This window comes from Bradyrhizobium sp. ORS 111 (genome assembly GCF_045571485.1).
GTDB lineage: Bacteria > Pseudomonadota > Alphaproteobacteria > Rhizobiales > Xanthobacteraceae > Bradyrhizobium.
Window position 1 is genome coordinate 6,155,073 of the sequence record NZ_CP120701.1, and the last position, 25,235, is coordinate 6,180,307.

Annotated in this window: 24 protein-coding genes, 1 pseudogene and 1 riboswitch; of the genes and pseudogenes, 4 read left to right on the forward strand and 21 right to left on the reverse strand. The window is 61.3% G+C overall.

What is annotated here, in order from left to right; translation table 11 throughout:
• Positions 1–506: 506 nt before the first annotated feature.
• The 5 genes from P6U30_RS28335 to P6U30_RS28355 form a co-directional block, all read right to left on the reverse strand.
• Complete coding sequence (locus P6U30_RS28335; protein WP_407166127.1) at positions 507–1,448, reverse strand: reverse transcriptase domain-containing protein; 942 nt, start codon at positions 1,446–1,448, stop codon at positions 507–509.
• A 292-nt stretch (positions 1,449–1,740) separates the two neighbouring features.
• The gene (ltrA, locus tag P6U30_RS28340; protein ID WP_407166128.1) at positions 1,741–3,003 is read right to left on the reverse strand and encodes a group II intron reverse transcriptase/maturase; all 1,263 of its coding nucleotides are present in this window, start codon (positions 3,001–3,003) and stop codon (positions 1,741–1,743) included.
• A 766-nt stretch (positions 3,004–3,769) separates the two neighbouring features.
• Positions 3,770–4,108 (reverse strand): hypothetical protein, encoded by a 339-nt coding sequence (locus tag P6U30_RS28345; RefSeq protein ID WP_407166129.1) that lies wholly within the window; start codon positions 4,106–4,108, stop codon positions 3,770–3,772.
• Between the two features lie 200 nt (positions 4,109–4,308).
• Positions 4,309–5,382 (reverse strand): ribonucleotide-diphosphate reductase subunit beta, encoded by a 1,074-nt coding sequence (locus P6U30_RS28350; RefSeq protein WP_407166130.1) that lies wholly within the window; start codon positions 5,380–5,382, stop codon positions 4,309–4,311.
• A complete protein-coding gene (locus P6U30_RS28355; RefSeq protein ID WP_407166131.1) occupies positions 5,373–7,301 on the reverse strand; it encodes a ribonucleoside-diphosphate reductase subunit alpha in 1,929 nt (642 codons plus the stop codon). Before P6U30_RS28355 ends, P6U30_RS28350 begins: the two co-directional genes overlap by 10 nt.
• A 102-nt stretch (positions 7,302–7,403) precedes the next feature.
• A riboswitch (cobalamin riboswitch) is annotated at positions 7,404–7,616 on the reverse strand.
• Between the two features lie 114 nt (positions 7,617–7,730).
• Between P6U30_RS28355 and P6U30_RS28360 the strand changes: the two are divergent.
• Positions 7,731–8,470: pseudogene (locus P6U30_RS28360) on the forward strand (IS6 family transposase); the annotation flags it as partial.
• Between the two features lie 206 nt (positions 8,471–8,676).
• Here P6U30_RS28360 and P6U30_RS28365 read toward each other — a convergent pair.
• From P6U30_RS28365 to P6U30_RS28435, 15 genes are all read right to left on the reverse strand, one after another.
• The gene (locus P6U30_RS28365; protein WP_407166132.1) at positions 8,677–9,615 is read right to left on the reverse strand and encodes a class I SAM-dependent methyltransferase; all 939 of its coding nucleotides are present in this window, start codon (positions 9,613–9,615) and stop codon (positions 8,677–8,679) included.
• A 786-nt stretch (positions 9,616–10,401) separates the two neighbouring features.
• Positions 10,402–10,833 carry a CopG family transcriptional regulator gene (locus P6U30_RS28370; RefSeq protein ID WP_407166133.1) on the reverse strand — a complete coding sequence of 144 codons (432 nt, stop codon included), beginning with the start codon at positions 10,831–10,833 and terminating at the stop codon, positions 10,402–10,404.
• Positions 10,834–10,840: 7 nt separating this feature from the next.
• Positions 10,841–12,823: a conjugal transfer protein TraG gene (locus P6U30_RS28375; protein WP_407166134.1), complete on the reverse strand. Its 1,983-nt coding sequence runs from the start codon at positions 12,821–12,823 to the stop codon at positions 10,841–10,843.
• A gap of 41 nt (positions 12,824–12,864) precedes the next feature.
• Positions 12,865–14,604, reverse strand: a complete 1,740-nt coding sequence (locus P6U30_RS28380; protein ID WP_407166135.1) for a relaxase/mobilization nuclease domain-containing protein — start codon at positions 14,602–14,604, stop codon at positions 12,865–12,867.
• Positions 14,605–14,958: 354 nt separating this feature from the next.
• A complete protein-coding gene (locus P6U30_RS28385) occupies positions 14,959–15,867 on the reverse strand; it encodes a lytic transglycosylase domain-containing protein (RefSeq protein ID WP_407166136.1) in 909 nt (302 codons plus the stop codon).
• Positions 15,868–15,871: 4 nt separating this feature from the next.
• Positions 15,872–16,207 carry a DUF736 domain-containing protein gene (locus P6U30_RS28390; protein ID WP_407166137.1) on the reverse strand — a complete coding sequence of 112 codons (336 nt, stop codon included), beginning with the start codon at positions 16,205–16,207 and terminating at the stop codon, positions 15,872–15,874.
• A 35-nt stretch (positions 16,208–16,242) separates the two neighbouring features.
• On the reverse strand, positions 16,243–16,788 hold the full coding sequence (locus tag P6U30_RS28395) for a S26 family signal peptidase (RefSeq protein ID WP_407166138.1): 546 nt from the start codon (positions 16,786–16,788) through the stop codon (positions 16,243–16,245).
• Entirely contained in the window at positions 16,785–17,303 is a 519-nt protein-coding gene (locus P6U30_RS28400; RefSeq protein WP_407166139.1) for a DUF2840 domain-containing protein, read from the reverse strand. The genes P6U30_RS28395 and P6U30_RS28400 overlap by 4 nt, the downstream gene beginning before the upstream one ends.
• Positions 17,290–17,553, reverse strand: a complete 264-nt coding sequence (locus tag P6U30_RS28405) for a hypothetical protein (RefSeq protein ID WP_253639143.1) — start codon at positions 17,551–17,553, stop codon at positions 17,290–17,292. The genes P6U30_RS28400 and P6U30_RS28405 overlap by 14 nt, the downstream gene beginning before the upstream one ends.
• The gene (gene parA, locus P6U30_RS28410; protein ID WP_407166140.1) at positions 17,550–18,188 is read right to left on the reverse strand and encodes a ParA family partition ATPase; all 639 of its coding nucleotides are present in this window, start codon (positions 18,186–18,188) and stop codon (positions 17,550–17,552) included. Before parA ends, P6U30_RS28405 begins: the two co-directional genes overlap by 4 nt.
• Positions 18,185–19,270, reverse strand: a complete 1,086-nt coding sequence (locus P6U30_RS28415) for a replication initiator protein A (RefSeq protein ID WP_407166141.1) — start codon at positions 19,268–19,270, stop codon at positions 18,185–18,187. The genes parA and P6U30_RS28415 overlap by 4 nt, the downstream gene beginning before the upstream one ends.
• A gap of 13 nt (positions 19,271–19,283) precedes the next feature.
• Entirely contained in the window at positions 19,284–19,535 is a 252-nt protein-coding gene (locus tag P6U30_RS28420) for an AlpA family transcriptional regulator (RefSeq protein WP_253639140.1), read from the reverse strand.
• Positions 19,536–19,742: 207 nt separating this feature from the next.
• Positions 19,743–20,258: a DUF2285 domain-containing protein gene (locus P6U30_RS28425; RefSeq protein ID WP_407166142.1), complete on the reverse strand. Its 516-nt coding sequence runs from the start codon at positions 20,256–20,258 to the stop codon at positions 19,743–19,745.
• A gap of 61 nt (positions 20,259–20,319) precedes the next feature.
• Positions 20,320–20,529: a transcriptional regulator domain-containing protein gene (locus P6U30_RS28430; protein ID WP_253639138.1), complete on the reverse strand. Its 210-nt coding sequence runs from the start codon at positions 20,527–20,529 to the stop codon at positions 20,320–20,322.
• 133 nt (positions 20,530–20,662) lie between these two features.
• Positions 20,663–20,926, reverse strand: a complete 264-nt coding sequence (locus tag P6U30_RS28435) for a DNA -binding domain-containing protein (protein ID WP_310882653.1) — start codon at positions 20,924–20,926, stop codon at positions 20,663–20,665.
• A gap of 217 nt (positions 20,927–21,143) precedes the next feature.
• On the opposite strand from P6U30_RS28435, the gene P6U30_RS28440 reads away from it, so the two are divergent.
• Complete coding sequence (locus tag P6U30_RS28440; protein ID WP_253639136.1) at positions 21,144–21,377, forward strand: helix-turn-helix domain-containing protein; 234 nt, start codon at positions 21,144–21,146, stop codon at positions 21,375–21,377.
• A 155-nt stretch (positions 21,378–21,532) separates the two neighbouring features.
• Positions 21,533–21,946: a hypothetical protein gene (locus P6U30_RS28445; RefSeq protein ID WP_407166143.1), complete on the forward strand. Its 414-nt coding sequence runs from the start codon at positions 21,533–21,535 to the stop codon at positions 21,944–21,946.
• 114 nt (positions 21,947–22,060) lie between these two features.
• Here the strand turns inward: P6U30_RS28445 and P6U30_RS28450 are convergent, their stop codons facing one another.
• Entirely contained in the window at positions 22,061–22,387 is a 327-nt protein-coding gene (locus P6U30_RS28450) for a DUF736 domain-containing protein (RefSeq protein WP_407166144.1), read from the reverse strand.
• 602 nt (positions 22,388–22,989) lie between these two features.
• On the opposite strand from P6U30_RS28450, the gene P6U30_RS28455 reads away from it, so the two are divergent.
• Positions 22,990–25,233 carry a hypothetical protein gene (locus tag P6U30_RS28455; RefSeq protein WP_407166145.1) on the forward strand — a complete coding sequence of 748 codons (2,244 nt, stop codon included), beginning with the start codon at positions 22,990–22,992 and terminating at the stop codon, positions 25,231–25,233.
• The last annotated feature ends 2 nt before the right edge of the window (positions 25,234–25,235 follow it).

Sequence of the window (25,235 nt, forward strand, 5' to 3'; positions counted from 1 at the left end):
GTTTCCGGTTGTTCTTCCAATCAAGCGGGACAGTGCCGTGCCTTCGCTCCGCCACCATTACAGTGCCTTCGTCACTACTACACACGGCTCCGTCCCTGCATCGCGCATTGGTACTCAGACTCTTGTGGGGCTTCCACTTGAACCATTCCCTTGGCATCGCGATACAGGTTCCCACGTTCCGCACAGAAGCCTGAACCGAGGTCACGCCACCTCGCCTGCCGGACGCCGCCTGAGCCGTAAACAGGTATCGCTCAGACTGATCCCAAGATAACGACTACCCCTTGGTTTTGACGTCTTCCCTACGCTTTCGACAGTTCATCGGTGGTTCGCTTGCGCTCGTCTCCTCGATCCTTACCTGACAGAGTCTCGCTCTGCCTTTTCCGGTCTCGCTCACCACCTCGACCATTGGGCCGAAGCAGCAGCCGGTGGTTTGAACCCTGATCCTGCAACCCGAGTTCGAGGGGCCAACCCCCATCTTCTGTGCAGCAAGGCTGCTCAAAGGTGCTCTACATCACACCTCCTTCGCGCCGTCGTGGCGCACGATCGTCGGCATAACGCACGACGATCATGTTGCCCCGGGCTTCTTGCCGTCTCCAGCGTTCGGCCCAGAGATCGAAGCAGTAATGCATGTAGACATTGGCCAGGAGCGGTGAAATTACCGAACCTTGGCCCGTCCCCCTGTCATCGACTGTTACGACTCCGTCTTCAAGTATACCCGCCTTGAGCCACTTCTGGATGAGGCGGACGATGCGCTTGTCGCCGATCCTATGTTCTAGGAAGCGGGTGAGCCATTCCTGACTAACAGCTCCAAAGAAGTTTTGGATGTCGGCGTCAAGTATCCAGTTCACCTTCTTTATTTTGATCGCTGTCGAAAGTGCATCCAACGCATCGTGCGGTCCCCGTCTGGGTCGGAACCCATAGGAGAAACCGACGAAGTCGACTTCGTAGATCGCGTTGAGCACCAAGACGGTTGCGCCCTGGACGATTTTGTCTTCCAAGGCGGCGATCGCCAGTGGCCGCTGCTTTCCATCCGCCTTCGGGATATACGTCCGGCGAGACGGTTGCGGCCGGTAGGCTCCTCGATGGACCCGTCCGTGCAGATCCTCGAGCCTGAGCTCAAGATCCGACTCGTAATCCTGCCACGTGACGCCATCCACCCCGGGGGCGGCTTTGCGCTTCAGCGCGTAGAATGCCGTCTTCAGGGTATCGACATTGATGTGGTGGAGAAGCGCGGTGAACCGCTCCTTCTTTCTTTGCCTTGCTGCTTGTCGTACGCGGTCCAGCGCCTGGGTCACGCGAATCCGACTCTGCGCCCGGTGCGTGCTTTGCTGGCCCACGTTCCCCTTGGTCCCCGGCCTTGGCTCCACCGGCTCCGCAGCCGGTTGCCCGGCCTTGTTCGTCGGCTTCGTCGCTACTATGCCGGAGTCAGACTTCTCTGGATCGTGCATCAGCGGCTACGGCTCCTCGCCTTCCCGCCACGGACCATCGGCCCGGAAGGCCTATGGCCGATCCAAAGATCTCCCGGTTCCCGCACAAGGAGCGTCCGTACATGCCAGGGTCTCAGACCACGCCGAGCTCGGCGGGCACTCGCAATATCGCGCCTGCCGATTTTGCCTTCCGTCAAGTGAACAACGTCGGCACTCGGATTTATAACGGTTTCGCGGGCGAGTAGGCCGGCGGAATCTCACCGCCGGCCTCTCTCAGATCCCAGCGTGAGGGTCTCCCCTCACTGGGCTCCCATCAGGCCAACGAGCCGCGTAGTCCGAGTTTCCAGTGTGCGAAAAGGTCACTCCATTCTCGAGATAATCGAGCGATGATCTTTCCTGCTCGGGTCTTCTGTCCCTTAAAGCGCTTGAACTTCCGCATCAGCCACGCCCGGAGCGTCTGATCGACGAATGCCAGAAATGGGCCCAGAGCCGAGCGCGTGTATCGTCCGTAATAGGCAATCCACCCTCGAAGGAGCGGATTGATCTCACGGGCGATGTCTGCCAGCGACACCTGGGTTCTTTGGCGGATGTCCAAGTCCCGAATCGCCGAACGCATAGACTTCAACGCTGACGGGCTGACCGCTGGGAGAAAATTACAGAACACTTGCTTGCTCCGTGTATTTTCTGCCCGGCGGGGGTGAAAGCGATACCCGAGAAAGTCGAAGCTGACGTTCGGATATTCGCTTCGTCGGTTGCTGTCTTTGCAGTAGACGATCTTGCTCTTGGTGGGATGCATCTCCAGCCCGCACTCCATGAGCCGAACCTGAAGATCGGCCCTTAGGGCCATCGCTTCCTGCTCAGTCCGGCAGTGGACTAGGCCGTCATCTGCATAGCGGCACCATGGGAGGTCAGGGTGTTTCCGTGTCATCCAGAGGTCGAAACAATAGTGCAGGAAAAGATTGGAGAGAACCGGACTAACAACGCCCCCTTGAGGGGTACCGCGAGTTCGCTCGATCAACACTCCGTCCTTTTCCATGGGTACCTTGAGCCATCTTTCGATGTAGAGCAGAACCCATTTGCACGTTACATGCTTTCGAACCGCTTTGAGCAAAAGATCGTGCGGGATGTTGTCGAATAGTCCTTTGATATCGAATTCAAGAACCCAATCATACTTCCAGCACCGCTCGCGCGTAACACCCACGGCTTCCAGGGCCGATTTCTTCGGTCTGTAACCATAGGAGTCTGGAAGAAAAATTGGATCAAGAATCGGTTCAAGGTACTGCGCAACAACCATCTGCGCGATGCGATCGCTGACGGTCGGAATACCCAGAATCCTTTCGCCATCTCCCCCCTTTTTCGGAATAGAGACTGCACGCACTGACGGAGGAAAGTAGCTGCCCGAGCTCATCCGATTCCAGATCTTATAAAGGTTGCCCTTCAGATCTTTATCAAACTCCCCGAGCGTCTGCCCGTCCACGCCAGCCGCACCACGTTTGGATTTAACCGCTTTATAAGCCCGAACCACACTTCTCTTATCGATGCTAAACGGCTTGTCTGTCGTGATCGTCGTATTCATCCTGTCTCCAGTTGGTCCATGATCACAACCGTCCTGATCCGACCCCTTTGCTCCGGCCCCATTACAGAGCCTTCGAAGCTCTTACGAGTCGGTCCGCCCCAGACCTTGGCATCGGTACTCTCGCCTCGCGATTTTGGTCGCTTCAGCTTCTTCCTTGGCATCCAAAGTCTGGTTCCTGCAGTTCCACGCGAAAGCCTGCATCCGCTTCACGCCCCCTCTACGCCGGTTGCTGCCTACCCAGTAGTCAGGTTGCCGATAGGCTTATCCCAGAAGATTGAGCCGCTTCTGGTTTTAGCAACGTCCACCAGCTTTCGACGCGTCATCGAGGGTTCATTTTCATTCGTCTCGCGAACGCTCACCTGCCCGAATTTCTCTTCGGACTTTTGATCCAACGCTCACGACCACACCTTTTGAGCGCAGCCGCTTGGACTGGTTTGGGGCCCGCGCCTGAACGCCGATCCCGGAGGGCCCACCCCCATCTTTTCGCGCAGCTTACGCACATGGCTAGGCGTTCATCTCGAACTCTCCTTTTCTATGCTGCTGCAGCACACGCTCAATGGCTGGCCTATACGCTCCCCCACCGACGCTTCGCCGACGTCCTCACGGACGCCTGCGCACGGATCAGGGGCGACGTGGATTGCTACTCCTTCATCGCAGTGGACTTTCACCACATACTCCTTGCCGGTTTCTCCCGGCGCACTCACTCACGTTACGGCCCGCTGGATTGCTCGGCCGCCCAAGACGACCTTCGTCGTGAGGCTTCCGTCTATCCGATTGCTCGTCCAAACCGCTCGTCAGCTACCAGATCAATCGACAATTCTCTGGGTGGATCTTTCTCAGCTGGCAATACGCGCCGTCGGGGCGCACCAAACGGCTTTACATAGGCGGGCGTAATTAGTCGAACTTCGTGGCCAAGCTGGGCGCGCTGACGGCCCCAGTGATGCGCTCCACCACATGCCTCCAGCGCTATCGTGCAACTCGGCTGGGCCGCGAAGAAATCCAGCAGCTTTCCTCGGCTAATCCGCATGCTGAACGCGCTCATCCGCTCCGTGGGCGTAAAAACGTGCTTGGCGATATCCAGACCGATTATGATAACCTCTGACACGGACGCCTCCCCTTAAGTGGAGCTCAACACCTCCGCTTTGGCACATCGATGCCGTCTGCGGCGCCCACTCCATCATAATTTCGAGCGGCGTCGATCATGCCGCTTGGTGTCCGCTGTACCCCAGAGAGCAGCAGCAGAGCGGACTTCCGCGAACGTCCGAGATGCACACGAGCTGACGCACCAACCGCTGCTCGGGTTGCCTATATACGGCCGAAAACCGCCCACACCCCATCTTCGCCGTCCCAGCTGCCGCGGCTCGCCGCCTTGGAGTACTCCGTGGCACGCTGCTCGAAGAAATTGGCGTGCTCGACGCCATTGAGAATCTCGACGAGCCACGGCAGCGGATGCGCCTTGAGCTGGGTGAATCCGCCCTCCTTGGCCTCAAAGAAGCCGAAGACCGGGGCAATCCGGAGCTGGCTAAGTCGCCAGTCAGCCACATAGCGGACGTAGGCGTGGATCTGCTCAGGCAGCATGCCCTCGATCTTGCCGAGGCCGAAGGCGAGATCGACGAAGTTCTCCTCCAGCTTCACCATGGTCTTTGCGACGTCGACGATGTCATCGCGGACGGAGCGCGTCACCGCGCCGGTTTCACTGTGCCATTCGTGAAATAGCTTGATGATGCCCTCGCAGTGGAGACTCTCGTCGCGCACTGACCAGCTTACGATTTGTCCCATGCCATTCATCTTGTTATGACGCGGGAAGTTGAGCAGCATGGCGAAGCTCGCGAACAACGCCATGCCTTCGGTGAAGGCGCCGAACATCGCCAGGGTGCGGGCGACATCAGCCACGGTGTCGACGCCGAACTCGTGCATGTATTCCGCCTTGGCGCGCATCTCCGCATAGCCGCGGAACGCCTCGAACTCGGTCTTTGGCATGCCGAGCGTCTTGAGCAGAAGCGCATAGGCGTCGATGTGGACCGTCTCCATGTTGGTGAAGGCGGCCATCATCATCTGGACGGTGAGTGGCTGGAAGATCGGGATGTAGCGCTTGAGATAGTTGTCGCCGACCTCGATGTCCGACTGAGTGAAGAAACGGAAGATCTGGGTGAGCAGCGCGCGCTCGTTGGCCGTGACGCGGTCCGACGCCCAGTCCTTGAGGTCGGCGCCGAGCGGCACCTCCTCGCCCATCCAGTGGGTCTGCTGCTGGCGCTTCCAGAACTCGTAAGCCCAGGCGTAGCGATCGACGTCATAGCTGCCGGTCGAGTCAAGCAGGCCGACCCGCCCCTTGCCGATCAGCGTGCGCGGATCGACGGACGAGAGATCGATCACTGACATGCGAGGCACTCCTCATAGTCGGTGCGCTGCGGCGGTGCAACCTTGTCGCCGTCGGCGATCTTGCCGGCGAACGCCGCGCGCGAGATCGATTTTGAGCGGCAGTAATAGAGGCTCTTCACCCCGCGCTCCCATGCCGTCCAGTGCAGCATGTGGAGGTCCCACTTATCGACGTCGGCCGGCAGATAGAGGTTGATCGACTGGCTCTGGCAGATGAACGCGGCACGGTCGGCGGCAAGCTCGACGATCCAGCGCTGATCGATCTCGAAGGCGGTGCGAAAGATCGCTTTCTCGTGCTCCGACAGGATGTCGAGATGGGCGACCGAACCCTCGTGCGCGATGATCGACTGCCAGGTCGCCGAGGTATCGGCGCCCTTGGCGGTCAGCACCTTGGCGAGATGCGGATTACGCACCGAGATGGCGCCCGACAACGTCTTGTGGGTGTAGATGTTGGCCGGGATCGGCTCGATGCAGGCGCTGGTGCCGCCGCAGATGATGCTGATCGAGGCGGTCGGCGCGATCGCGATCTTGTGGCTGAAGCGCGCCATCACGCCGCGTTCCATGGCATCCGGGCACGGGCCACGCTCACGAGCGAGCGCCACGGACGCCGCGTCGGCATCGCGACGGATTTTTCGGAACATGTTCAGATTGAACGACTTGGCCAAGACACTCTCCATCGGAATGCCCTTGGCCTGGAGAAACGAGTGGAAGCCCATGACGCCGAGGCCGACTGAGCGCTCGCGCAGGGCGGCGTAGCGGGCACGCTTCATGCCGCCCGGTGCCACCGTGATGAAGCGGGTGAGCACGTTATCGAGGAAGCGCATGACGTCCTCGATGAAGCCGGGCTCCTCATTCCACTGGTCCCAGGTCTCGAGGTTGAGCGACGACAGGCAGCACACCGCGGTGCGCTCCTCGTCGCGATGATCGATACCGGTCGGCAGCGTAATCTCGCTGCATAGGTTGGAGGTCGAGACCTTGAGGCCGAGCTCGCGCTGGTGCTTGGGGAGCGCGCGGTTCACGGTGTCGATGAACAAGAGATAAGGCTCGCCGGTCTGCAGCCGGTTCTCAAGGATGCGTTGCCACAGCTGGCGGGCGTCGATCTCGCGGATGACCTCGTTAGTCTTCGGGCTCCGCAGAGCGAACGCGGTGCCGGCGCCTACGGCACGCATGAACTCGTCGGTGACGTTGATGCCGTGATGGAGGTTAAGGCTCTTGCGGTTGAAGTCGCCGGACGCCTTGCGGATCTCGAGGAACTCCTCGATCTCGGGATGGTGGATATCGAGATAGACCGCCGCCGAGCCGCGCCGCAACGAGCCCTGGCTGATCGCCAGCGTCAGGCCGTCCATGACGTGGATGAAGGGGATGATGCCTGAGGTGACGCCGCCCTTCACCTTCTCGCCGATCGAGCGAACATTGCCCCAGTAGGTGCCGATGCCGCCACCGTTGGAGGCAAGCCAGACATTCTCGTTCCAGGTGCCGACGATGCCTTCGAGCGAGTCCGACACCGAATTAAGGAAGCACGAAATAGGCAGGCCACGCGTGCTGCCGCCATTCGAGAGCACTGGCGTCGCCGGCATGAACCACAGCCGGGACATTGCATCATAAAGACGCTGAGCATGGGCAACATCGTCCGCAAACGCGCACGATACCCGCGCAAACATGTCTTGGATGCCTTCGCCGGGGAGCAGATAACGGTCGGTCAGGGTCAGCTTGCCGAACGATGTCAGGAGATTGTCGCGCGACCGATCAAGGGCGAGGTCAGACGGCTTTGGAGACGCCGCAAGGGGCCGAGGCAGCGGAGCCAGCGATGGAGGCGGAACAGACAGCTGAAGCGCGGCAGGCTTTGCCTGCGCTCGCGGCGGCCGCACACTGGACAGTGCAAGGAGATGACCCTGCTGATCGAAATCGTAAGACGGCGACATCGGCAACCCCGCGATGTTTGGCGCTGGGGGCCGCGGACGACTTGCAAGGAGACCGGGCAAATGTCCCCGGCTGCAAGCGACCTACCGGGGCACCCCGCCCGAGGACGTTCGTTCTGTCGCGGCAGGTCTCCTGGCTCGCGGGTCGCTGCGGCTGTCGGCCTTCCCGGCGCTGTCGCCAGTGACCATGATGACAACCGCTCGTCGCTTACAGTTGCGGGGGCAGCCTCGGAATAGCCATTGCCGGCGCACCGGGTTCCCTCTTAGCTTCCATCCTACGAGATATAGGAATGAAAGACCGTGACAGGTCTACATATAGGCGCGACTCGCCGAGGTTCGTCAAGCCTTGTGCTGAGGGAGATCAAGATTCAGAAGGCAAAAGGGCACCGTCAAGTTAACGAATTGGAGCGGCCGAGGCGGTAAACAACCGGCATGCCAACCGTCCGGGACCCCTCTTTATCGCCGCCATTGCTTCCCATCGGAAGCGATCAGGCTATGCCGTTTGGTCGTATTAGCTTGCGCATGGTCGAGGAAATGCTGGCGGCGTGTGGCATTGGCGTGACCTATGAAACCGTGGGCCAGTGGGGAAGGAAATTCGGCAAAGCGTTCTCCGATCGGATTCGCCAGCGCGCTCCCGCTCGCGGCGGCAAATGGCATCTGGACGAAATCGTTATCTCGCTCGCGGGCGAACAACATTGGCTCTGGCGCGCTGTCGACCAGAATGGCTTCGTCTCGACGCCTTTCCAGCGCTGAAGAGACTCGCGCGCCGCGCAGCAGTTCATGAAGAAGCTCTTGAAATCCGCCGGCACGCCGCCGCGCGTGATGATCACGGACAAGCTCCGTTCGTACGGCGCTGCGAGGGGGAAGCTGGGCTTTCACGTCGAACATCGTCAGCACAAAGCTCCCAACAATCGGGCCGAGAATTCTCATCAGGCCGACGTGGCGACGCGAGCGGATCATGAAGCGTTTCAAATCGTCCCGCCAAGCTCAACGGTTTCTGTCAGTTCACGATCAGGTCGCGAAGCTTTTCAACATCCCCTATCCCGGAGCCGTCGCTGCCGACTTCCGTCGTGCTTCGCGCGAGCGAGCCTTTGCGACTTGGCGCGAGATCTCCACGACAAGCGCTATCGCCGAATCTCGAACCTCTGAGAATCCCCTTCTTCGGCTCCGCGTCGATTAAGTTGACGATGCCCAGCCTCGATCTCGACATATGGCACGGAAACAGATGGATTCGAAATCGGCAAAGCTGTCATGAGCACGGCTTCTCTCTAGCCTGCCGACCGGACCGAACGTAACCATGCAGGGAGCGAGGGCGTGATCCACTTAGGTGCACAGATCCCTGGATCACACCCACGGCTATCTTCGGAAAGCGAACCTGTCACGGCTCCAGCGCGACCTGCAAGCCCTTGCTGCCCTCAACATGAACATAACGGGGCCCGATCGGCCGACCCCTGCCGCTGGCGACGGTGACAATGTCTTCCAGAGGCATGGCGCGCGCATCCGCCTCAGGGCGGGACAAGATCAGATCGGCGTGAAACAGCCCTTCTGATTCAAGACCGGTAGCATCGACGCCAAGAGCCGCCAAGCTGGCCAAACAACTTTCAAACTCGTCAGCATCGCGAAAGCGACGCTGGATAAACGTCGCGCCCGCAAGACGTTCTGTCACAAGGCCACGCCTCGCGAACGTCGTGGCCAAGGAATCAAATGGGAACATTCGTAGGACGAAGGAGATGATCCAAAGACGCTGATCTGTCGCATCGAGAATTTTGCTGAACGTTTTCTCGGTAACGTAGCCGATGCAACCCGTCGACATGATAACATCCGTGGAGCGGATAATGCGCGCGCTGTCCGTCGATAGCGCCTCCTTTTCAAGGTCAGCGACAATGCCCTGCTCCAGGAGACCAACATCCGTTGCATAGCTGATCGCCGGTGCCGACATATCGAGGCCGATAAACCGCGCCAAACCGACATCAGGCCAAGCTGCATAAAAATTTCGATCGAGATGCACCAGTGTCTCAGAACTGATCGCCCTCATCTCGCGCCGGGCGTAGCGGTGACGCAAGCCCCCGAAGGTCAGTGGAAACCGATGCACCGCTGCGTTGATGCCGTATGAACAGCCAACATCAAGCACGACCGGCTTAAGGCCGGTTGCCGAAGCTTTCGCTGCCAGAATTTGGCGCACAACCGGCTCAGCCACGTCCGGGATCATATAATCCAAGTCTCCCAGGACAGAGAAATATGCCCTTGGATCATCCAAAGCATAAATATCATCGAAGATAGCTTTAGACCGATTGATACGCGAAAAATCTGTTCGCAACCCAATGTCTCCCATTTCGTTTTGCAAGCCACTCGACGGCTGTTGCCTTCAAGTACTCGATGCCTTATCGCAGAGATTGGCCGAGGCATAAACCCCATCGCGCGCTTTTTCAGGCTCGCTTCGTGAAACAGAGGGCAACCTCTTTATTGCAGAGCACGAGAAGATGAAGTGGCTCCAAAAGCAGACACGAGATTCTTCGGCATTTAAGTGGTGGCGTTGAGGGCTTCTTGAATGTCGAATGGCAGCCATTGTAATGACCACAAATTGAGCGCGAACGGCTAGCTCCCGTCCTCGGACGCGACACGCTTGCGAAGCCATCCAAGATGCGCGTGCGGGGTCGAAGGGACCCGGCGCGCGCCAGGCGCGGACTGCCGGCATGACGCCGCAAGAGTTGAGCGATAGCCTCCGGATTGGGTGGACACGCAACCTTCGAATGTGGCAGCGCCGCTCCGGTTCAAAACGCAAATGCCGGTGTCTTCCATAGAGATTCCAAACCAACGTACTGGTTCATGGAGTTGCTCCCTTTCGTCAATCTGCTGGGCTCGATCCTACCGAACTTCGTGTCTTCGAGGAGCCGTCAGCGGCGATTACGACATGTGAACAAGCCTCTAGGCGATTGAGCGGGAGTCTATCGAAAAGGATGCATCCGCATGCGTTGAGGAGATCGGCTGCGCACTATCGGTTCTCGCGCTGGAAATGCTTGCGATGCACGGTCTTGAATCGCCACCGCGGTTGGATTTTCGCCTACCCGGCTAGCGATCATCGGCCTATTAGGCGAGCTGCCCCTCACGTCGGCTCGCGCTCCTGATTATCCTCCAGTATCTCCTGCCGCAGCTTTGGACCTTGACTGAGCCGTCGCCCGAGCGCCGCGACGAAATTGTCGTAGCGCGCGGCCGCCTGCGCCCTCGCCGCCTTTGCAGCCGGCTCGGGGAGTGGTGGTGTCGTCGTCAGCCAGAAGCGAACGAACAACGCCAGGGTCTCGACCGAGATCCCCATGTCGCGTTCGAGCCGCGCGATGCGGCGATCGACCTGATCAAGTCGCTTGGCAACGGCAGCCTCCCGCCGTTCGTCTGCGTCCGGCGACAGGAAGGACGCGATCGCGGCTTCGGCGATGAGCGACATCGACTGCTCGCGCCGGGCGGCATAGGCCGACAGCGTCTTCATGACGTCTGGATCGAGATAGACCGATATCTGGGCTTTCTTCTTCGGCGAGGTCATGCTTGCCTCATAATCCGAGATCGTCGCCGGGATCGAGTGATGCTTGGCGCGCGACGCCCTGCATCATGTCGTTCATGCGCCTGATTCGCGGAGCGTCTTCATCGAGCTCGTCGGCAAAATCGGGCGCGAACTCGTTGTCGATCGGTTCCTTCCTCTCCACGGTGTCCCGATCCAGTTCCGGCTGCTGCCGGCGGTCAGCCGTCTTCGGATCCTCTACGTCGGCCTGGTCGTCCGTCGACGCCGGCGGTGCCTTGGGTCGAGGCGGCAGTGGCCGTGAACTCCAATCGTCCGGCCGGTTGTTGTTGAGCTTGGTCGGCGTCGGCGGTGCCAGGATGCGCTCCTGGAAACGGCTGTCCTCGTAATAGCGCGCCTTCTTGGCGCGGATCGGATGCAGACCCGACATCATGACGATCTCGTCTGATGGGGGGAGCTGCATCATCTCGCCAGGCGTCAGCAGCGGCCGGGCGGTCTCTGACCGCGACACCATGAGGTGGCCGAGCCAAGGGGCCAGCCGGCTGCCGGCATAGTTCTTCATCGCCTTCATCTCGGTCGCCATGCCCAATGCGTCGGACACCCGCTTCGCCGTCCTTTCGTCGTTGGTCGCGAAGCTGACCCGAACGTGACAGTTGTCGAGGATGGAGTTGTTTGGCCCATAGGCCTTCTCGATCTGGTTCAGCGACTGGGCGATCAGAAAGCTCTTGATGCCGTAACCAGCCATGAAGGCGAGCGCCGACTCAAAGAAATCGAGCCGGCCGAGGGCCGGGAACTCGTCGAGCATCAGGAGGAGCCGGCGGCGCCCGGCCTTGGCCTGGAGATCCTCGGTCAGGCGGCGGCCGATCTGGTTGAGGATCAGCCGGATCAACGGCTTGGTGCGGTTAATGTCCGATGGCGGTACGACGAGGTAGAGCGTGGTCGCTCGATCTCCGCCGACGATGTCACCAATCCGCCAGTCGCAGCGGCGCGTCACCTCGGCCACCACGGGATCTCGGTAGAGGCCGAGGAACGACATCGCGGTGCTCAGGACACCGGAGCGCTCGTTGCCAGACTTGTTCAGCAGTTCGCGCGCGGCGGAGGCAACGACCGGATGGACGCCGGCCTCGCCGAGATGCGCGGTCCGCATCATCGCGGCAAGCGTCGATTCGATCGGCCGCTTGGGATCGGATAGGAAGGCCGCGACGCCGGCAAGCGTCTTGTCCTCCTCGGCATAGAGGACATGGAGAATCGCGCCAACCAGGAGCGCGTGACTGGTCTTCTCCCAGTGGTTTCGCTTCTCGAGGCTGCCTTCGGGATCGACGAGGATGTCGGCAATGTTCTGGACATCGCGCACCTCCCGCTCGCCGTGCCTAACCTCCAGCAACGGGTTGTAGGCTGACGACTTCGCATTGGTCGGATCGAATAAAAGGACGCGGCCATGCCGCGCTCGGAAGCCCGCGGTGAGCTGCCAGTTCTCGCCCTTGATGTCGTGCACGATTGCGGATCCCGGCCAGGTCAGCAGCGAGGGGATGACGAGGCCGACGCCCTTGCCGCTCCGGGTCGGCGCAAAGCACAGAACATGCTCCGGTCCGTCATGACGGAGATAGGTGCGCTCGAACCGGCCGAGGACCACGCCATCAGGCCCAAGCAGACCAGCCTGCCCGATTTCCTTCGCCTCAGCCCACCGTGCCGAGCCATAGGTCTCGGCATTATTCGCTTCGCGGGCGCGCCAGACCGACATGCCGATCGCGACGGCCGCGGCGATGATGCCGCCGGAGGCTGCGATATAGGCGCCCTCGATGAAGATATGCGGCGCATAAGCATCGTAGGCGAACCACCACCAGAAGAAGGCGGGTGGAAGATAAAACGGAAAATTGAGCAGTTCGAACCAGGGTCGCCCGAGTTGAGCTTGGAAGCCGAGCCGCCAGGCCGTCCATTCCGTCGCGGTCCAGATCGTCAGAAGGACGATCGCTAGGACAGTGATGACTTGACCCCAGAGTATCTTGGTCGCGGACATGGCGGCCGGCCTTTCCTCAAATTCGGTGATGGAGGAATTGTTCACAGACCGATTCCCCGGCTGCGCCCAAAACCCCAATCGACGCCGCCATCGTCGCGGGCGATGCCGGAGACATGTCGACCGAGCTGCCTTTCGAGTGAGGGCGTCCAAGGCACGAGCTGGAAGCCGAGACCGTCGTCGATCATCGCGAAGCGGCCAGAGGCGAGCGCGAAGCGCTGTCGATAGGTTCCAGTGACATGTTCGCCGGCGCCCGACGGGTTGAACGGCTGGCCCGTCTCGGCGGCGAGCTTCTGGCCGAGCGCCTCTAACTCCCGGCGGCGCAGTGTGCCGACGAGGTTCTTCGCGAACACCACTCCACGCGCTTGGCGCTCGCCGAGACCTTGCTCGACAAGCTGTTCGGCCCGCCGTTCCATGGCTTCACGGACCTCGCCGCCGAAACCGGCCTGGCCAAGCGCCACCGGATCACGGGCGACCGCCTGACGGTCGAGCCATGTCGCGCCACTTGCGGTCACCTGCGCTTCGATCGAGAGATCGGAGCGGACGGCCAGCGCCACGCGACGCTTCCCTCGCGCGTCATCGAATTTGCGGAGCTCGACAATCGAGCCTGGGGTGCTGTCGCCGGCGGCGTCGAGGTCGGGGAGGCTGATGTGGTGGGTACGGCCATCGACGCCGTCGACCACGGCGTAGGCGGTCGCCTTGAGTTCGTCATCGAGACCACGGTCGACGAGGCGTCCGATGACGGGGACGTCGAGGCTTTCGCCTGATAGCACGTAGCTCGCGGTCGCGCGCTCGATGCCGCGTTCGGTCAGGCTTCGGTGAATACGCTTGATGATGTCGCCGCGCTCGCCGAGTTCGCGCAACGTTGTCTCGGCGCCCTCGTCCATGACCCATTGGCCTGGCCCGAGTTGATGAGCAAGGCCAAGGCTCTCCAGGCGACGCAGCCGGCCGACTTTCAGCGCGTGGAACTGATCGGGCCGCTCCGCCGGATCGGGCGCAAGGTCGATCACGCCGTGGCAACCTGCGTCGCGAACAAGCTGGCGATCGAGCTGTGTCCAGCGCTCGGCTTCGACCTGGCTCTCGAGCGAACGGCGAATGTCGAGATCAGAGCGCGGTCCAAGTTCTTGTGTGACCAGGTCCTGCGCGCGGGCGCGCATTCCTTCCTTGATGTAGTCGCGGGAGATGACGAGGTCCTGACCATTCTCTGCGATGCCGCGCACGAGGATGTGGATGTGCGGGTACTGCGTATTCCAGTGATCGACGGCAACCCAGTCGAGCCTAGTGCCGAGGTCCACTTCCATCCGGCTGACGAGCTCGCGCGCGAAGCCCTTGAGGTCCGTCATATCGACCGCGTCCTCCGGTGAGACGATGAACCGGAAATGGTGCCGGTCATTCCGGCAGCGCTCACCGAACGCCTTGGGATTGGTATCATCGCTCTCAGGACCGAACAGCCGGGCCTTTTCTCCGTCCCGGGTGACGCCCTCGCGCCGGAGATAGCCGAGGTGCGCGGCGAGCGGCGCTGAGTGCGCCGTATGACGGACGACGCGGGTCTTGACCGTCACCAGACGCGAGCGGCCCGTGAGCAGACGGTTCGCCCGTTCACTGGCGAGCCGGCCGCGGCCGAAACGCGAATGACGATGGCTGGTGAGATGGCCGGCCCGCGAAACGACGCCGCCAGCGCGCTGAGCGGCGGCAAGCGCCTGGGCGATGAAAGGCTTGGCCCGCTGGCTCCTTGAGGAGCGGATGCGGCCAGGTCGAGGCTGAAATTCCTTCTCCTCAGCCATCGCCCGCGTCCACAGTGTGCAAAAGATAGAGTCCTTGCAATGAGTTGATCGTAAGGCGCACATTGCGCGCCGAAGCCGCACATTGCCGGATCGGCAGAAAACAAGAGCAACAACAACCGACCGACCGAGCCGCACATTGCGGCCTTTTATCTGGCCCTCGTTCGGTCGTTGTCTGCTCGTCTCTCTCGCCTGCTCTTTCGTCTTCGCAGGGACGCGCTAAGGCACGCCTGAGCACGAATTCGCAACCGATCGCGGTGGCAAGCCGCCATCGCACAGCGGATATCCAGATGTCCGCAACACGGGTGCCTGCAGGCATGCGTCGATCTCGACGCTGATGTTGATGATGCCGTGCAGTCATTGCGATCGTCCCGTTGTCGAGAGCGCGACGAACAGGCCTTCTGATTGCGGCGCAATCGCAGAGAGATCATGCACGGGAACTGCAGCCGACTTGTCGTGCGCCGGTCGATCGACTGTCGCTCGCGCGACAGACGACGGCCCGTTAACGTGGTCGAAAAAGAGCGGCGCCCGCGTCCAGGATGAACGAGAAGAGGCCGCGAGGAGAAGATGTCCTGGTGCCTTCTCCGCGTCGACAAAAGGGACGATGGCCGCGACGTAGGCGACGGTCTCGGCCGGCAGCGGACGATGTCTATCGCGAAACTCCTCGTAGCGGCCCGGCCCTGCATTGTAGGCTGCAAGGAATCCCGGCGAGCCGTAGCGGTCGTGCAGCTCGCGAAGGAAGGCGGCACCAGCGAGGATGTTGTCACGGGGATCGAAGGGATCGCGCCCGAGACCGTAACGAGCGCGCATGTCCGCCCAGGTCTTGGGCATCAGTTGCATCAAGCCGAGCGCGTCTTTCGGTGACACCGCGCGCCGCTCGCCATGGCTCTCGATGCGCATGACGGCGTGTAGCCATGCTGGCGGAATGCCAAAGCGCTGCGCAGCTTCCGCCACCAAAGTAACATAGCGATCGTTCGTCGGTTGACCGCGCGCCGACGCTTTCTCTGCTGACACTGCCGGCATTGATCCGCCAATCACCAGTAGGCCGGTAAGGAGGAGAACGGCAAAGCCCGCCGTGGCTGCGCCATCACGGCGAGGCGTCGTGCTGCCTACCGGCGGTGCGCGCGGACCGCCGGTTTGACCACCGCTATGCGCGGCGGCCGGCCGACGGTTGCGCGAAACGGAGAGATGAGACGGCTTTGCCGCGAACAAAGGGATGGAGCTTCGATGCGCCTTGTCGGCGGCACGCGTGACGGGACCCTGCATGCAATCAATCCCGCTCGGCGCGCTGGGGTTGACGATTCCAGTTCAGCGTCCAAGCCGATTTGTCGTCGGCCGACTGGAAGAGATTGGCGCGGATCGACCGCGGCAGCGTTGGGTCGTCGATGATGAGCGAAACGTACTCGCCGGCCTTTTCTCCGGTCCGTTTCCAGCCCGCGCCGATCTCCGGGCCATCGGCATCGCCGAGGCGGATGCGGTAGTCCGGCGCGTTCTCGGCATCCGAGGATCCGGCTGGAGTGAGGATGAGAATCCGCTCGAAGGAAAGCGTTTGAATGCGCCCGGTGAAGCCGGACTTGTCGCGGGTGAACTGACCGATTTGCGCCATGGGAAACCTCCTTGGTTGGCGGGTTGAGAAGCGGGTTAGTGGGTGGCGGCACGCCAGACGAAACGACCGTCGGCGGCCTCATCGGTCCAAAGCGGGACCGCGCGCGCGACGATCGCGGTGACGGGGAGCGAGCCGAAATAGCGGCCGTCCAGGCTGTCCGGGACGGTCGGGTTCATGAGGAAGACCTCACCCGCCTGGAGAGTGGTGCAACCGCCCCAATGTGGCAGCGGTCGGCCAAGATGGTCGCGATCGTGTGCGGCACCGACATCGACCGCATCGACGGTGATGGCATCGCCGGACCGGCACACAGTCTGCCCGGGCAGTGCCATCACATGCTTGAGCAACGGCATACCTTTCGGAAGAAACCCGCCATCGGCGAGATATTTTGCGATCGGCTCCGGGAGCCGCACCAGGACCAGTTCGAGAGCGTGCAGCCTTCCAACCGGTTGTAGTGCATAGAGCCCCGTCGGGGTGCTTGCGGTGGCGTTCCAAACCAGGCGCGGCGTAGGCTGAAAGAACGCCAGGCCAGCGGTGGCAAGCGCAGCAATGTACGTCAGCAGGACGTAACCAGCGCGGGTCATGGCGTGACGCTCCGGCGCTTGAGCCAGGCCACATGCTGCTCGCGCGTGTAGGCGCGCGGCACGTGGTCGGCGGCGAGACGGTTGTGCAGATGCCGCCAGTAATCGGGCGCAGCATCGGCCGGATTGATGGCGAGCGCCTCAATGGCATCAACCGCCTGCAATACGCGCTCGACCTTCGGCCAGCTATCGACGCGCAGCAGGATTTCGCCGCCGGGCCGGACGAATGGCAGCGTCTGGTAGCGCTGGCCCGCCTCCACGGCGCGCACGATGTCCATGCGCGATACCACGGTGCCATAGTCGTTCGATGCCCAGCGAACGAAGCCGAAAATGCTTCCGGGCGCAAAACTTGAAACACTGCGGCGGCGATCGAGAATCTTCTCCTCGGCCCGATGACCGAAGCGCAGCCAATGCTCTATCCTCTTCTCGATCCAGGTCAGCTCGACATGGGTGAGCGCAACGCTCCGCCGATGCGAGGGCGGCACGGCACGCGGCGGCAAGGCCTCATTGTCGTTCATGACGGCTCTCCGGTCTCAGTGGGAATTCTCGCGCCAGCAATTCGCGCAGCATGTCGGCGACGGTGACGCCGCGTTGGAATGCGGCGACCTTGATGCGGCCGCGCAGCGCCGGCGAGACGTCGATTGTCAGGCGCGCGGTCAATGCTGCTGTGTTATCTGTGCGACGCCGCGACGCATCGCTGGCCTTGATCCAGCCTTCGGCATCGCCAGGTCGCGACGCGAAGCCGCGCTTGGAGGAGCGCCCGCTCATGGCGCGAGCCTCGCGACTTCGGCGCCGAGCGCGGTTATCTCGCCGGATGCTGTGCTCTGCTCCGCAAGCTCGAAGACGAGCCGACCCGACTGCGCGGCGTCGGCGAAGACGACACGCTGTCCGATCGTGGTGGCGAGCACTGGCGGATCGTGATCGGCGAGCGTCTCCGCTGTCGCGCGGGCGATGCCTGTGCGCGTATCGCAGCGATTGAGCACGAAGCGAGCGGCGAGCTTCGGATGGTAGATGCGAGCCTCGCGCAGCAAAGCCAGCATCTCCGCCGACGCCCAGCCGTCGAATGGCGACGGCTGCACAGGAATCAGCACCAGGTCAGCGGCCAGCAGCGCCGATCGTATCAATCGGGCGACGCGCGGCGGCCCGTCAATGACGACATGATCGGCAGTGCGCGCGATCTCAGGCGCCTCGCGATGGAGTGTATCCCGCGCGAGGCCAATGACGCCGAATAGCGGCGAGACGTTCTCCCGCGCCCGCTGCTGCGACCAGTCCAATGCCGAGCCTTGGGGGTCGGCATCGAGCAGCGTTACACGCTTTCCGCGGAGCGCCCATTCGCCGGCGAGGTGCAGCGCGAGCGTCGTCTTGCCAACGCCGCCTTTCTGGTTGAGCAGTGCGACAATCATCGCTTGCCTCCCGCCTTGTGACCGAGAAGCGGCAACGATTGTTGGCTTGGGGGCGCGGTTGACGACGGCTCAGCGCTCGCGTCGGCGTTATCCGCATGACGCACGGGCCCACTACAACAGTTAGATTCCAGGTTAGAATCTAAGTTAGATTCTAATGCATGCGTGCGAAGTCCCGATGGGGCTGCGTGCGGAGTCCCGACAAGGATTGCGTGCGAAGTCCCGAGCTCGTCCACAGCGCCATCCACAGGGGCGGTGGACAACTTCGCCGGCAGAATGCGCAGCAGCTCACGGCGGCCCTCGCGTTCGACGTACAAGCTGTAGCCGGGGAGTGGTTGGCGTGCTGCGATAAGCCGGATCTGCCGCGCGAAATCGGAGGCCCGCACCAGGCTGCCGGACTTCTTGTGGAGGTGCACGATCTCAAACAGCCATCCTCGTGGCTGTCGTCCGGCATGCTTGCGCGCGACGCGGTAGAGCCAGCGCTCGATCCCGCCGGTCAGGCGGAAGTAGGCCGGATCGATTGCAAGGACGAGGGAGCGATCGATGACGCCGTGGTAGAACCAGTCGGGAAGGACAAATTCCATGCCTTCCACGCGACCGTCGCGCCTTGCGCATTCCTCCCATTCATTGATCCAGGAGAATTGGTGGCGTCGCCAATGCTCGCCCTGCCGGATGGTGGTGCGGATGACGGTCGCCTGCAGACGGGCCAGTGCCCCCTTCAAGAGCTTGTAATCCCGCGCCCCGGTCTGTCGGCCGACCGCGATCAGAAGCTGGTAGGGCGTGAAGCGCAGGAAGCGCGAGGTCTTCAGACCAAGGTTCTCGGCCTCGACAATCTGGCTCGCCGCCCAAATCAGCACGTCGGCGTCCCAAATGGTCGCCATACCGTGCTCAGGGACTGCATGGACTTCGACGCGTACATCGCCGGCCTGGTAGAGGATCGGCCGGGTGCGCCTCGCCTTGGCAAGCGAGAAGAATGGCCGCTCCATCAGGTCGCGCTGATCGCGCGGGCTGGCGTCACCAGTGGCGACAACGAACGGATCGAGCTTGCTTCGCTCGCTGGGCGTGATGAGGCGTCGCGTCAGCATGGCGAGCGTTGCCTTAGCGATGCGCGTGGCCGGCTGCGCGGGCCTCGACGTAGCGAGGATCCGAGGTCGAGCTGCAAGCAGCCTGATCTGCCCAGGCTTCTAGATCGCCAACGGCGTAGACAACGCGGCCTCCGAGCTTGCGGAACGTCGGGCCGTTGCCATGGCAGCGGTATTTCTCAAGGGTGCGCGGCGAGAGGCCAAGGAGGCGCGCCGCCTCAGGGGTGCGCACGTAGCGCGTGGTGAGCTGCGCGGTCCGGTCGAGCATGGGAGATCTCCGTCTTGCCTCGAAGCGCCGCGGCCAAGTCGCGGCTTGTCGGGGCCAGAGTGGCGGAGAGTTCAGGCGTTGGGGGTGGACGAAAATTTTTGCAGATGCGTGTCCCCCCACGGTCGCAGCCAGGCGAACCGGGGCGTGACCAGCGGAGCGCGGGGAAGCGTCATCACGGCGCATTGCGTGGAGCGATCGAAGGGCCGGTCAGAGGCCGCGCAGGAGTTTCAGATAACCGCGCTCGACCAGGGCGATCGAATCATGGATGAGGCGGTTCGCAGCACGGCGCGCATGCGAATCCTTCCACTCGACCGAACGACGCTGGGCGTGGTCGGAGGCGAGCACCTTCGCTGCGACGTCTCGGGGGCTGCCCCCAGATTCATGCACGTCGAAGGCGTGAAGGAGCTGAATCAATCGCCGCTTCTTAAAGGGCGTCAGCCGCAGAGCCGCTGGAAGAAGGCCCAGATGCTGGCCGCCAAGATGGCGCACGAAGTATAGCGCGACGTCGAGCCGCAGCTCGGCCATGCCGTCAAGCGGCAGAAGCACAGCAGGACGTCGTGCGGCCTGCTCGTCTTGCAAGCGGACATGAAGTTCACCCGATCCGTCCGCAATCACCAGTTCGCGACCGTCAACATCCGTCCGCTCGACGAGCGGCAGTCCGAAGGCATTGTGATCGATCGAATGGATGGTTTTGAAGCCCGACGGCGCAGGTTCCAGGATCACGGTTCCAGGTGATGCCTCGGGCAGCCATATGGTTGGTTCGGGCCCAACCGGAGAGGCTGGGTCATGGGCGAAATCGCAACCCCCAACGACGTGCGAGACTGGAACGGACGGTCTCGGGATCAACGCCGTCGCGCGCGATCTGCCGCTGTGTGCGGGCGAAATCGCGGCGATATTCAGCATTGCGGCGCAGGAACTCAAGCGCGAAGCCCGGACGCTCGAGCCGCTTCAGGCGCTCAATCGTCTCCGGCGAGCGCCAATACTGTGTGGGCATGGGTGTCCTCCTGCTTCTTCTTGTTCTGTCCTCCTGAAGGAGGGACACACCACGATCAGGAAAGACGGCCTGGCAAACTAGACCCATAGGTTGCATCACCTACGACCACAATTTGTCTGACGGCTAGCCCCGGTTACTGCATTCGCGGGTCCAACAGATGCCGGTATCCGGCTTTCGTCATCCATCGGGCGCGCGCGAGGTGGCTCTCATGGACGATTTTGGCGCGCTCGGGTTCTCGGGCGGGATCGAGACGGAAGATCACCTGCACCACCTCACGCCAGTCGGCCCCCTCTTCTTCAGCCATCAATAATTGAACATAGATCGCGAGGTGTTGCTCATCATAGGCGTTCACACGGTCGGTCTGTGGCGGCCGGTCCTGAAACGGCAATTCGTTCATTGCAATCGTCCCCTCAAAATCGAACTAACGTCAGACATCCACTTGCCGTGGAACTTGGCAAGCCGCGAAATGCCGCGTCGCGATGCGCAGACCGCATCACGGTGCTCCCCAGAGACGGCTAACTGGCCCCAGACAGAGCCCATGAATAATATTGCGTCATACGAATCGGAACGATCGTTCCTGGAACGATTGTTCCGATGTGAGTTCCCTTGTCGCCATGGATCTCAAGGAGGTCATGGCGGTCAATCTGCGTCGGATCCGTCATGTGAAGAAGATGTCGCAGGAAGAATTGGCCGATAGCGCCGGACTAAGCGTCCGCTACGTCGGCTCAATCGAACGCGCCGACGTGTCGGCCAGCGTGACGGTGCTGGGTCGGATCGCGAAGGCGCTGGGCGTCGAAGCAAGCGACCTGATTAAGCGGACGACGGTTCATTCTACTCGCGGTCGATGATTGGTACGTTTGTGCCAGGCTGCGGCACCAGCGCGTTGGAAATCACCTAAACGTGGTAGATGATCGGCTTTGGGCGTAAATCTGCTCTGGCCCGACGGTTGTTGCTCTATTCGAAGGACCGAAGGGGTGATGGTTGGCAGAGCGGAGCCTGTGCTATGACGACGCTATACGAGCACTTGCCAGACGACATCCGCGAAGTGGTGGATGCCTACGTTGCGGAACTCAGGCCCCAACCTTGGCCAATTCGCTTCCGCGCACTAGTTGATCTGCTCCAAGAAAAGTTGGACACCAACGCCGAGACGGAGCGCTGGCGTCTGATTCAAGAATGGACGGGCATCGTGACGGCGACGTTGGAGCATTTGCCGCCCCACAGTTCGGTCGTCGAATGCCTGGGGCTGATGAGCATAAGTTTCAACGACCAATGGCGCGCTCAGGCGCTCGGCCAGATCGACCGAGACCCAACGGTGTTAGACCGTCTCATAACAATCTGTCCCGACTGGGATGACATCGTCGATAGCGTGGCGGAGGCCCATCAAAGACGGCCGATGAAACCGGCTCGCGGGCGCTGACCGGCATCTCTTACGCCCTCTGCTTGCGGCGGCACAGCCGACGAGGTGCCTTCGCAATTCTCGAGCGCGGTGATGCCCCGCCCGGACCAGCCGGGCGGGGCATCGTGGCTCGGGTCAGTCGCCGTTGCGACGGCTGGGACGGGACCAGATCAAGCTGAAGCCCTCCCCTTCCTCGTCGGCGAAGAGGTTGGCGAAGATCGGAGCGGTGAAGCTCGGATCGTCGAGCTTGAGGCTCAGATAATCGCGGCCCTCGTTGGAGCGCTTGGACCAGCCGGCCCCGATCTCAACTCGGCCGACATAGACCCGGTGGCTCGGTGCGTTCTCGCCGGAGCGGTTGGTTTCGGGGACGATCCGGACGTTCCTGGCCTGGAGCGAGAGGGTGACGATCTCGCCGGTGAGCTCGTTGTTGCCGGCCTTCTTGAAGGTGCCAATGGTCGCCATAGTAGTTCTCCTTGATCTCTGTTTTCCGAGCCCGCACCTTGCGGCCTCGATGGTGATCGACAGGCCGGAGGCGACCGACGGCGCACCCCGAAGGGGCCTGACAGCAAAGGAGCAACTTTCTTGGCTCGCGCGAGGAATGACGGCGCAGCCGGCAGGGGAAGAAAGTTGTGACGCCGCTGTTGCGCCTTAGGCGGTCGAGGCGTCAGCCGTCCTTCGGGCAGATCAATCAATCGAAGAGGCCGTTTCGTGCGCTCGATCCAAACAGAGCATCAAGGACAACGCGGCGACGCCGAGTCCCGCCGAGAAGCCGGCCCAACGATTCTGTGGTGATTGGCTCTTTGTGCTGCCAGGCGCAGATTTCCGATTCCGCGATCACTGCCTCGGCCCTGCGCCCCGCTCACAATAGTCGCCGGCCGCATCTGTGATCCGCCGCGATTTGGTCGATCGCTCACAACAATCGCCACGCATCTACCTCCCTGCGACAATCGGTCAAGCCGCGACGCTTGGTCGGAGCGACCGCTACGAGCCATGGCCACGTCAGGTTCTCGAAAGCTTGTCCACAGTAGGATACCTGCTCAGGTAGTTTTGAACGAGAGGCGAGCGTGGACCCGCAAGACTTTAATGTACCAGCTTCGTCGCAGGTGCAGCAGGCCGTCTCGGAAGAGCCCCAGGCCGGGCAAGACGCCTTTGAGCAGCACTTGGCCGAGGCAAGCCAAGCCGCTCCCGTCGCCAGCAGGGACCCCGCCTATCCCAATCTGCCCACAGAAGACCAGAGCCTTATCAAGAGCGTGATTACTCAATATGCGGCTCAGAAAAAGCCAACACCTGGAACGGTTAGACACTATACGCAGGTACTTCATCGACTGGTGAATGATCTCCGCGCGCGCGGCCAAACGACCGATCTAGCGGACCACGAGTCCCTGCTCAAATACGCAAATACTTATTTTCCGAACGACTCAAATATTAAGGCGGGACTGAGCGTCCTTGGTGCGTATTATGACATTGACTCCAACTACCCCTATCTGTCTCCGGAAGACCGGAGCCTTATCGGTAGAATGATTACTCAATATGCGGCTCAGAAAAACGTACAACCTGCAACGGCTACATATTATTCTACGGCACTTCGTCGACTGGCGAATGATGTCCGCGCGCGCGGCCATACAATCGATCTAGCGGACTACAAGTCCCTGCTCGATCACGCAAATACTTACTTCCCGAAAGACGAACATATGAAGAGAGGCCTAAGCGTCCTTTGTGCGTATCATGGCCTTGACCCCGCCTATCCAAATCTGTCCACAGAGGACCGAAACCTTATCGATAGCGTGATTACTCAATATGCAGCTCAGAAAAGCCCAAAACCTGAAACGGTAAAACGTTATACTCGGGCGCTTCGTCAACTGGCGAATGATCTCCGCGGTCGCGGCCAAACGACCGATTTAGCGGACCACAAGTCCCTGCTCGAATACGCAAATACTTATTTTCCGAAAGACGGGCATATGAGGTCAGCGGTAGGAGTCCTTCGTGACTGTTATGCCCCCGATTCTGACGCCGCTCCTTCGAGAGCAGCGAAGAGACTGAGGACGCCGAACGATCTGGAAGAGGTTGTGGCATACCGACAACCAAGTGCAAACGTCGCCTCAGAAGGAAGTAGCGCAGCACCGCAGGTTGCCTCAACAGGCGTCATAATCCGAGGGCAGTCGGACAAGCGGCCTTTTTATTTCGAGGATGCTGCCGCCGTCTTGGGGCTTGAGCAGGCCCTTATCCGGGGCGGCATGACCTCCAAATCGGCAAGGCAGCTTGGAAACGGCCTTGTTGGCTTTAGCCGTTGGCTGTTCGAAAACAACAGGCCGAGCATTGTAGCTCGGCTGGACCGCAAGTCGCTGAGCGACGATGAGGCCCTGTTCAAGTACCCCGGAGGGACTGATGCCAATCTCCTCAAAGCTTTGGAATATTTCCACACCTTTCGGACGACGGGAATGGTCGTGCCCACGCAACCTGGCCGCGCGAGCGCTAAGCTTAAGGCTTCCCACCAGAACGTGGCCCTCAATCCCGAAAGCGCGGCCCCGATGGAACCGCTGCGCATCGACGACGCCGCTGCGCAGCACAGCGCGTCGGACGAAGCGAGTACTCGACTAGAGGAACTTCAGGAAGAACAGGACGGTCAAGCCGCGCCGACGGCTTTCATTCGGGCGCAAGCCGCATTCCATCCAGAGCAGCTCCCTCAGGGGGAGCTTCGGCGAGTGCTGGATCATCTAGATGATGAAGCCATGCCGTCGGCAGTCTCGGTCGCTTCGGAAGAGCTTCAGCGTCTGGAACAGCAGATGCATGCCGAGTTTCTCGGACCAGGATATCCTGCTCTGTCGTTTTCCATCGATCCGGAAGAGTTTACTTTGGATCGCGAGCTGTTCTCTCCGGAGGAGCTTCGGCGACTGCTTGATGACGAACCTGCAGAGGAGCTTCAGCTTCTGGAAAAACAGTTGCATGACGAGCTTCATGGACTAGGAGACAATCATCTTGCTCTGCCGCTTTCCATCGATCCGGAAGAGTTTACTTCGGATCGCGAGCTGTTCTCTCTAGAGGAGCTTCTGCGACCGCTTGATGACGAGCCCGCAGAGGAGCTTCAGGAATGGCGAGATGATCACTTCGCCCCGTCGGCTTTCGCGCAAGCCGCATTGCATTCAGAGCAGTTCTCTCAAGGGGAGCTTCGGCGAGTGCTGGATCATCTGGATGATGAAGGCGTGCCGTCGGCGGCCTCCGTCGCTTTAGAGGAGCTTCAGCATCTGGAAAAACAGTTGCATGACGACCTTCACGGACTAGGAGACAATCATCGTGCTACGTCGGTTTAGCC